This is a genomic window from Pseudomonas sp. GP01-A4, assembly GCF_058780865.1.
On sequence record NZ_JBYSWF010000129.1, the window covers coordinates 1 to 8,337 of the forward strand.

Here is an 8,337-nt window from a genome sequence, read left to right on the forward strand (position 1 = left end):
TAAACCGGCGTCCTGCCGGTTTACCCGCTGCGCAATACCTGCGTTCGGCCTCGGGCTTATTGGGGCAGTCAGATCAAAATCAAAAGCAAGAGCACGGCGGCCTGAGAGCCGACCTGAGTGTTAAAAGCCAGATCAAAAGCCGCTTTCTGTAGGAGCCGACTTGCCGGCGATGCAGACACCTCGGTACATCAGACACACCGAGGCGATGCCATCGCCGGCAAGCCAGCTCCTACAGTGCACCGTGCCCGCTTTAGCTTTTGATTTCGCTTCTAAACACTCAAGCCGGAGTTAGGGCACTCCTCGCCTAGGCGAGGAGCCGAGTGGTGGGGCAAGAGCGTTTTGCTTACTTTTGACTGGGCCGGCATTCCGGCTGTTCAAAAGTGAGCCGCTGTAAGAGCGGAACCGATACAAGCCATCACCCAAATAATGGATATACACACCGCCCGTCACAGCTCCAGCCGAACCTGCGCACACAACCCCCCGCCGTCCCGGTTGCTCAGGGTCAACTCCCCGCCAATCGCCACCGCCAGTTGCTGGGCAATCGCCAACCCCAGCCCTGTACCACCAGTGCCACGATTACGCGAACTCTCCACCCGGTAAAACGGCTGCATCACCTGCACCAGTTCATCCTCGGCAATCCCCGGCCCCCGGTCCAGCACCTTGATCGAAAGCTCACCCGCCGCCGTCGACCCCACCTCCAACTGCGCCTCCCCGGCAAATTTCAGCGCGTTGTCCACCAGGTTCACCAACACCCGACGCAACGCATGGGGCCGCGTATCCAAAACCACCGCGCTTTTACCGGTCAAACTCACTTGCTTGTTCATATCCTGGTAATCAAACACCAGGCTGTCGAGAAACGCATCCAGGTCGATCCGGCAACTGGCCTCGGTCGACCCATGCACACTGCGGGCATACGCCACACCCTCGCGCACCAGATGCTCCATTTCCCCCAGGTCACTCCAGAGCTTTTCCCGGTCCACCGAGTCCTCCATGAACTCGGCACGCAATTTCATGCGGGTAATCGGCGTCTGCAAGTCATGGGAGATCGCCGCCAGAATCTGCATGCGCTCCTTGAGGTACTCGGCAATCCGCTTCTGCATTTCGTTGAACGCCGCCGCCGCATGCGCCACCTCGGTGGGGCCGGTTTCGTCCAGCGGCGTCGGGCGGGCATTCGGGTCGAGGGTTTCCACTGCCCGTGCCAGGCGTGTCAGCGGGCGGATGGCGATGCGCACGGCGATCCAGGTGCACACCAGCAACACCACCAGTTGCAGCACCAGTACCACCGGCAGCCAGAACGCAAACGGGATCGGCTTGGGATAGACATCAATCGTGACCGGGCTGCCATCGGCCAGGGTCAGGTGCGCCTGGAAGTGTTTTTGCAGGCCCGGGATGTCGCGAAACGTCAGTGGGTAATGCTCGCCCAACGCATCGGAAATCGACGTCGCGGCCATGGGCACGTTGTCGCTGGCCATCGGCTCGCCGGGTTCGCCGGCATTCAGCAGGTAGCGGTAGGCGTTGCGGTCGAGGCGCGGCAGCCAGCTGGCACGCTCGGCGGCGGGCAGGCGGTCGAGGATCGCGATCGACGTCGATACGTCGTTTTCCAGGTTGCCCAGCATTACGCTGCGGGCACTCATGTAGCGCTCATAGAACTGCGCACTGAACGACAGGGCGTTGGCGCACAGCAGGCTGACGATGAAAATTACCGTCAGTTGCGCCGCGAGGGTGCGCGGCCAGCGGAACGTGAGGGTCATGCCGGGTCCCCAAGGATTTCCACGGCCAGGGAGAACACATAGCCTTCGCTGCGCACGGTCTTGATGTAGGCCGGTTCGCGGGCGTCGTCCAAAAGGCGCTGGCGCAGGCGGCTGACCAGCAGGTCGATGGAGCGGTCGAACAGGTCCGCGTCCCGGCCCTGTGTCAGGTTCAGCAACTGGTCACGGTTGAGCACCCGTTGCGGATGGTCGAGGAAGACGCGCAGCAAACGGTATTCGGCACCGCTCAAGGCCACCAGGGTGTTGTCTTCGTCCAGCAGATGGCGGGCGGTGGTGTCCAGACGCCAGCGGCCAAAGCGGATCAGCCGGCCGCTTTCGGTCACCACCAGGTTTGGCGGCAGCATCCGTGTGCGCCGCAGCACGGCGTTGATGCGGGCCAGCAGTTCACGGGCGGCGAAGGGCTTGACCAGGTAATCGTCGGCGCCCATTTCCAGGCCGATGATGCGGTCGGTTTCATCGTTGCGCGCGGTGAGCATCAGGATCGGCGTGGCCTTGTGCTTGCCCACCCGCAGTTCGCGGCACAGCTGCAAGCCGTCGTCGCCGGGCATCATGATGTCCAGCACGATCAGGTCCACGGGCGTGGTGTCGAGGAAGCTGCGCATCTGCCGGCCGTCAGCCACCACGGTGGTGCGCAGGCCGTTCTTTTTCAGGTAGTTGCCCACCAGTTCGCGGATCTCCCGATCGTCATCGACAATCAGAATGTGATCGACGTGATCCATGCTGCCTTCCTCGTTGATTAGTCATTGATGCGCAGTCTAGCCACTGGCGGCGGGCTTGCCTTGTGCCCTTTGTATTGCAGTGTATCTGGCGGTGACGAGATACACATCGACGCAAAAATCCGGGCCTGGCCGACACAATCCGGATACCTCGCAAGGTTCAAATGAGCCCATCGAGGTAATCCGCCTCGGCCCACTTGAACCCCCGGGGAACCACCCATGACTATCAAAGCTGCCTATGCCAGTTGCCTGTTTGCCTTACTCACTGGCCTGAGTGTTGCCGCCCATGCCGAAACCACCGCCAGCCAGCCGGATATCCATCAGGTGCTGTCGATCTCCGAAGAGTCCGGTGGCGCGCTGTGCGGCATCGTCAACTCGAAACTGACCTACCTCGATTCCGAGGGCCAGCGCCACGTCCTCGACTACCGCAAATTTTCCAGCAATTGCCTTGAAGGCAGCTGAGGAGACCGGCCATGACCCCACTCAACAGCTTTCTCAGCGCCCTGGCGTTTTCCCTGGCGGGTGTGGCGGCGGATGTGAATGCCGCCACCGCGAAAAAACTCACTGGCAGTGAAACCTGCTTCCAGAACACGCCGCTGGCGCAAAACGGCGCGGCTCGCAAACGCGCCGAAACACCCCCGGCCACGAGGTGACACCCATGAACTTCATCCGATACCTGCGCCGCTCAAAAGGCCTGCTGCTGTTGGCACTGGTGGTTGCCTTGGTCGGCGTGCCCAAGGCGGTGAACTACCTGATCAACAACGTCGATGCCGAAAGTTTCAGCCAGTCCGATGAGCGCATGCCGTCCCTCGACGGCGCGGTGGCCTGGCTCAACTCGCCGCCGCTGACGGCCGAGGGCCTGAAGGGCAAGGTGGTGCTGGTGGATTTCTGGACCTACGACTGCGTCAACTGCCAGCGCAGCCTGCCGTACGTCAATCAGTGGGCAAAGAAGTACGCCAGGGACGGGTTGGTGGTGATCGGTGTGCACACGCCGGAAAACGCCTATGAGAAAGTCCTGGATAACGTACGCAGCCAGGTCAAGAAGCTGGACATCCATTACCCGGTGGCCATCGACAACGACTACCGCATCTGGCGCGCCTTCGATAACCAGTACTGGCCGGCCCATTACTTCTTCGATGCCACCGGCAAAGTGCGCTACAGCCATTTCGGCGAGGGCCGCTACGACAATCAGGAGAAAGTCATCCAGGCCTTGCTGGAAGAAGCCAGGGCAGCGAACGCGCCAACCTAAGCTAATGCCAAAAAGGTATTTATTGCGGGGTTTTTAGATCGTTTAGCTTCACCACTCCACGTACCTGTTCATGGAGTGAGCACCCAATGTCGCACCCGCTGGCAATCAATACCTTGCCCCTGCTGGACCTGGCGCTGCTCGACGGCAGCCCGGCCCAGCGTGGGCAGTTTCTCGATGACCTGCGCCACGCTGCGCGGCATATCGGTTTTTTCTACCTCACCGGCCACGGCATCGACGCCGGGTTGCTCACCCAGGTGCAGCAGCAGGCGCGCCGGTTTTTCGCCTTGCCGGAGGCCGACAAGCTTGCTGTCGGCATGATCAACTCCCCGCACTTTCGCGGCTACAACCGCGCCGCGTCGGAGATCACCCGGGGGCAGCCGGACCTGCGTGAGCAGTTCGACCTCGGCGCCGAGCGCGAGCCGCTGCGGCAAGGCCCGGATTCACCGGCCTGGTCGCGCCTGCAAGGCCCCAACCAGTGGCCTGCCGCGTTGCCTGAACTCAAGCCCTTGTTACTGGCCTGGCAGCAGGCGATGACGCAGATGTCCCTGCGCCTGTTGCGCGCCTTTGCCCAGGCCTTGTCGCTGCCGGAAAACGCTTTCGACCCGCTGTATGGCGCCAAGCCCAATGAACACATCAAGCTGATCCGCTACCCCGGCCGCCACGCCCAGCAGAGTCGCCAGGGTGTCGGTGCCCACAAGGATTCCGGCTTTCTCAGCTTCCTCCTGCAAGACCAGCAGGCCGGCCTGCAAGTGGAAGTGGAGGAGGGCCGCTGGATCGACGCCTCGCCGCGCCCCGACACCCTGGTGGTGAACATCGGCGAGTTGCTGGAACTGGCCACCAACGGCTACCTGCGTGCCACGGTGCACCGGGTCGAATCGCCGCCCCTGGGCAGCGAGCGTTTGTCCCTGGCGTTTTTCCTCGGTGCGCAACTGGACGCTGTGGTGCCGGTGTATCAGTTGCCGCCCGAGTTGCTGCGCGATGCCCACGGCCCCACCAGTGACCCGCGTAACCCGCTGCTGCGGGACGTCGGCTGGAACTACCTCAAGGGCCGCCTGCGTTCCCATCCGGATGTCGCCCAACGGTTTTACGCCGATGCCACGATTCCCCAAGCCCTGTCCGCCTGATAAGGAACATCACCATGCTCAAGAAAACAGCCCTGGCCCTGGCCGTCCTGATTGCCTCCTTCGACGCGCAGGCCGCCGAGGCCCTGCGTGTGGCGGCGGACCCGATTCCCCACGCGCAAATCCTCGAATACGTGCAGAAGCTCGACCCGCAGCTGCAGCTGAAAATCATCGAAATCCCCAACGGCGTGAACTCCAATGAACTGCTGGCCCACGGTGATGTGGACGCCAACTACTTCCAGCACTTGCCGTACCTGCACTCCCAGGAACAGGCTCTCGGCCAGAAATTCACAGTGGCGGCCACCGTGCATATCGAGCCGCTGGGTATCTATTCCCATCGCCACACCAGCTTTGCCCAGGTGCCGGATAAAGGCACCGTGGCCGTGCCCAACAACGTCACCAACCTGAGCCGTGCGCTGTACCTGCTGCAAGCCAACGGCCTGATCACGCTCAAGCCCGGTTTCAACGACCCGGCCAAGGACCAGGCAACGCCCAAGGACATTGCCGAGAACCCCAGGCACCTGAAGATCCTCGAGATCGAATCACCACAGATTCCTCGTGCCCTGGATGATGTCGACCTCGCCGTGATCAATGGCAACTACGCCCTCGAGGCCGGCCTGTCACCGGCCAAGGATGCCCTTGGGCTGGAAAAAGCCCAGGGCAATCCCTACGCGAATATCCTCGTGACCACCCCGAAATTGCAGGACGACCCACGGATCAAACAGCTGGCAAAGGACCTGAATTCGCCGGAGGTGGCCAAGTTCATCACCGAAAAATATGCAGGTTCGGTGATTCCGGTAGCTGTCGAATGATCGTCGTCGAGCAGGTCAGCAAAACCTACGCCGATGGCCAGCCGCCGGCGCTGGATAACGTGTCGTTGCAGATTGCCGATGGTTCGATCTTCGGGATCGTGGGGCGGAGCGGGGCGGGCAAGAGTACTTTGCTGCGTTGCCTGAACCTGCTGGAGCGCCCGACTTCCGGGCGCATCCTCATGGACGGCCAGGACCTGACGCTGCTCAGTGACAAGCAATTGCGCCAGCAACGCCAGCGTATCGGCATGATCTTCCAGGGTTTCAACCTGCTGCATTCACGCAACGTCGCCGACAATGTGGCGGTGCCCCTGGAAATCGCCGGCCAGCCCAAGGCCGAGCGCGTTGCCCGGGTCAAGGAATTGCTGGAACTGGTCGGCCTGAGTGACAAGGCGCTGGCGTTTCCGTCGCAACTGTCCGGCGGCCAGAAGCAGCGCGTCGGCATCGCCCGGGCACTGGCGGCGCGCCCGGATTATTTGCTGTCGGACGAAGCCACCAGCGCCCTCGACCCGGAAACCACCGCGTCGATCCTGGAACTGCTGCGCAGTATCAATCGGCAACTGGGGGTGACCATCGTGTTGATCACCCACGAGCTGGATGTGGTCAAGGCTATCTGCGACAGCGCGGTATCCCTGGCCAATGGGCGCGTGGTGGAAAGCGGCAGCCTGATTCAATTGCAGGCCGACCCCGCCTCAAGCCTGGGCCGCTCACTGGCCCCCAGCCTGCCAGCGGTGAGGGCAGTATGAAAACGGACTGGAACGACATCCTGCAACTGCTGCTCACGGCCACTGGCGAAACCCTGTACATGGTGCTGCTGGCGGCGGTCTTTACCTTGCTGATCGGCCTGCCCCTGGGGGTGCTGCTGTTTGTCAGTCGCCGCGGCGGGCTGTTCCCCTTGCCACGGGTGAACCGTGTGCTGGGTGCGGTGATCAACCTGGGCCGCTCATTGCCCTTTGTGGTGATGCTGATTGCCTTGATTCCGCTGACCCGGCTGATCGTCGGCACCACCCTGGGCAGCACCGCCGCCGTGGTGCCGATCACCATTGGCGCCTTTCCGTTCTTTGCGCGGATTGTCGAAAACGCGCTGGACGAAGTGGACAAGGGGCGTATCGAAGCCATCGTTGCCATGGGCGGGGATATTCGGCATGTGATCTTCAAGGTGCTGCTGCCGGAGGCGCTCCCTGCCTTGCTTGCGGGGTTGACCCTGACCTTGGTGATGCTGATCGGCTTTTCGTCCATGGCGGGGGTGATTGGCGGTGGCGGCCTGGGCGACCTGGCGATTCGTTATGGGTACCAGCGTTTCAATAACCAGATCATGGTGGTGACGGTGATTGTGTTGGTGGTGCTGGTCCAGGGCGTGCAAAGCCTGGGGGATCGTTGCGTGAGGTCGCTGGCGCATCGTCGATAAACGGTTATGTACTAATGAATTTTTAATATTTCTAGTTATATGCGTGACTGAGTAAAGTTCCCTTACGTACCTTCACCTCGTCGCCGGGAAATACTCTTCATGAACCGTCCCCACGGGCATCCCACGCCGATCCTGACTTTGCCCCAGGGCGAAAAAGACCCGTTGTCGATTCGCGCCAAGGCACTGGTTTTTGCCGACCCGCGTTCCCTGCAACTGCTCGAATATTTGCAACGTGTTGGCCCCAGTGAAGCGCCGGTGTTGATCAATGGCGAGACCGGCACCGGCAAGGAGCTGGTGGCGCGCTATATCCACAGCGCCAGCGGCCGCACCGGTGCGTTTGTGCCGGTGAACTGTGGGGCCATCAGCGAGAACCTTGCGGAAAGCGAATTTTTTGGGCATGAGGCCGGCTCGTTTTCCGGGGCCTCGGGGCGGCGGATCGGCTGGTTTGAAGAAGCCGATGGCGGGACCCTGTTCCTCGATGAGATCGGTGACTTGCCGCTGCCGTTGCAGGTGAAGCTGCTGCGGGTATTGCAGGAGCAGGAAGTGGTGCGCGTGGGGTCGCGCAAGCCGATCAAGATCAATATCCGGCTGGTGACGGCCACCAACATCGACCTGGAGCAGGCGGTGGAGGCGGGCAACTTTCGCCTTGACCTGTTCTATCGCATCAACGTCGCGCAGGTGCAGGTGTTGCCGTTGCGTGAGCGGCCGCTGGATATCCTGCCGTTGGTTGAGTATTTTCGGCGGCTCTACAGTGCCAGGCTGAAAATCGCTGAGCCGATGTTGTCGGAGTCGGCGACCCAGGCGTTGCTGGATTATCCGTGGCCGGGGAATATTCGTGAGCTGGAGAATGTGGTGCACCTGGCGCTTTTGGTGGCTGGGGACAGGCCGATCATGCCGTCGCACTTGAAGTTTTCTGCGGGGCTGAGTGCGATGCATGCCAGCGTTAACAGCGGGGCGCCGAGGATTCCGCAGGAGGTGGTGCGGGAGCAGTTGCTGCGGTTGTTCGAGGTGCCGGGGGATTCGTTGTTGCACGATATCGAGGATTTGATCGTGCGGGAGGCGTTTGCGTTTTGTGGGTTTAATCAGTTGCGTACGGCGGAGTTGTTGGGGGTGACGCGCAATGCCATGCGGACGCTTTTGGTGAATCATGGGATGCTCAAGGGGCGGGTGAAACCCTGATTTTTTGGTGTACATATCCGTTATTTGGGTAACGGCGGCTTATGGTTTCGCTCTTACAGCGAGTCACTTTGCAAAAGCGGCAAAGT

The 8,337-nt window shown here is 61.5% G+C and carries 9 protein-coding genes and 1 pseudogene; 8 read left to right on the forward strand and 2 right to left on the reverse strand.

Features of this window, described 5'->3' with window-relative positions; genetic code table 11:
* Positions 1–446: 446 nt before the first annotated feature.
* On the reverse strand, positions 447–1,751 hold the full coding sequence (locus tag AC3WKX_RS33695; protein ID WP_003212508.1) for an ATP-binding protein: 1,305 nt from the start codon (positions 1,749–1,751) through the stop codon (positions 447–449).
* Entirely contained in the window at positions 1,748–2,488 is a 741-nt protein-coding gene (locus AC3WKX_RS33700) for a response regulator (protein ID WP_003212510.1), read from the reverse strand. The genes AC3WKX_RS33695 and AC3WKX_RS33700 overlap by 4 nt, the downstream gene beginning before the upstream one ends.
* A gap of 216 nt (positions 2,489–2,704) precedes the next feature.
* Here AC3WKX_RS33700 and AC3WKX_RS33705 point away from each other — a divergent pair, with 216 nt between their 5' ends.
* From AC3WKX_RS33705 to AC3WKX_RS33740, 8 genes and pseudogenes are all read left to right on the forward strand, one after another.
* Positions 2,705–2,947: a DUF2790 domain-containing protein gene (locus AC3WKX_RS33705; RefSeq protein ID WP_003212513.1), complete on the forward strand. Its 243-nt coding sequence runs from the start codon at positions 2,705–2,707 to the stop codon at positions 2,945–2,947.
* An 11-nt stretch (positions 2,948–2,958) separates the two neighbouring features.
* Complete coding sequence (locus tag AC3WKX_RS33710; RefSeq protein ID WP_087695230.1) at positions 2,959–3,138, forward strand: hypothetical protein; 180 nt, start codon at positions 2,959–2,961, stop codon at positions 3,136–3,138.
* 77 nt (positions 3,139–3,215) lie between these two features.
* Positions 3,216–3,734: pseudogene (locus AC3WKX_RS33715) on the forward strand (thioredoxin family protein); the annotation flags it as partial.
* Between the two features lie 86 nt (positions 3,735–3,820).
* Positions 3,821–4,858: an isopenicillin N synthase family dioxygenase gene (locus tag AC3WKX_RS33720; RefSeq protein ID WP_102606492.1), complete on the forward strand. Its 1,038-nt coding sequence runs from the start codon at positions 3,821–3,823 to the stop codon at positions 4,856–4,858.
* 14 nt (positions 4,859–4,872) lie between these two features.
* Positions 4,873–5,667, forward strand: a complete 795-nt coding sequence (locus tag AC3WKX_RS33725; RefSeq protein ID WP_003212522.1) for a MetQ/NlpA family ABC transporter substrate-binding protein — start codon at positions 4,873–4,875, stop codon at positions 5,665–5,667.
* Positions 5,664–6,410 (forward strand): methionine ABC transporter ATP-binding protein, encoded by a 747-nt coding sequence (locus AC3WKX_RS33730; RefSeq protein ID WP_003212524.1) that lies wholly within the window; start codon positions 5,664–5,666, stop codon positions 6,408–6,410. The genes AC3WKX_RS33725 and AC3WKX_RS33730 overlap by 4 nt, the downstream gene beginning before the upstream one ends.
* Entirely contained in the window at positions 6,407–7,072 is a 666-nt protein-coding gene (locus AC3WKX_RS33735) for a methionine ABC transporter permease (protein WP_003212526.1), read from the forward strand. Before AC3WKX_RS33730 ends, AC3WKX_RS33735 begins: the two co-directional genes overlap by 4 nt.
* 99 nt (positions 7,073–7,171) lie before the next feature.
* Positions 7,172–8,251 (forward strand): sigma-54 interaction domain-containing protein, encoded by a 1,080-nt coding sequence (locus AC3WKX_RS33740; RefSeq protein WP_102606491.1) that lies wholly within the window; start codon positions 7,172–7,174, stop codon positions 8,249–8,251.
* Positions 8,252–8,337: the final 86 nt, after the last annotated feature.

Excerpts from the sequence above, each read along its gene's own strand:
- AC3WKX_RS33695 (WP_003212508.1), bottom strand. The coding sequence starts at position 1,751 with ATGACCCTCACGTTCCGCTGGCCGCGCACCCTCGCGGCGCAACTGACG.
- AC3WKX_RS33700 (WP_003212510.1), bottom strand. The coding sequence starts at position 2,488 with ATGGATCACGTCGATCACATTCTGATTGTCGATGACGATCGGGAGATC.
- AC3WKX_RS33705 (WP_003212513.1), top strand. The coding sequence starts at position 2,705 with ATGACTATCAAAGCTGCCTATGCCAGTTGCCTGTTTGCCTTACTCACT.
- AC3WKX_RS33710 (WP_087695230.1), top strand. The coding sequence starts at position 2,959 with ATGACCCCACTCAACAGCTTTCTCAGCGCCCTGGCGTTTTCCCTGGCG.
- AC3WKX_RS33720 (WP_102606492.1), top strand. The coding sequence starts at position 3,821 with ATGTCGCACCCGCTGGCAATCAATACCTTGCCCCTGCTGGACCTGGCG.
- AC3WKX_RS33725 (WP_003212522.1), top strand. The coding sequence starts at position 4,873 with ATGCTCAAGAAAACAGCCCTGGCCCTGGCCGTCCTGATTGCCTCCTTC.
- AC3WKX_RS33730 (WP_003212524.1), top strand. The coding sequence starts at position 5,664 with ATGATCGTCGTCGAGCAGGTCAGCAAAACCTACGCCGATGGCCAGCCG.
- AC3WKX_RS33735 (WP_003212526.1), top strand. The coding sequence starts at position 6,407 with ATGAAAACGGACTGGAACGACATCCTGCAACTGCTGCTCACGGCCACT.
- AC3WKX_RS33740 (WP_102606491.1), top strand. The coding sequence starts at position 7,172 with ATGAACCGTCCCCACGGGCATCCCACGCCGATCCTGACTTTGCCCCAG.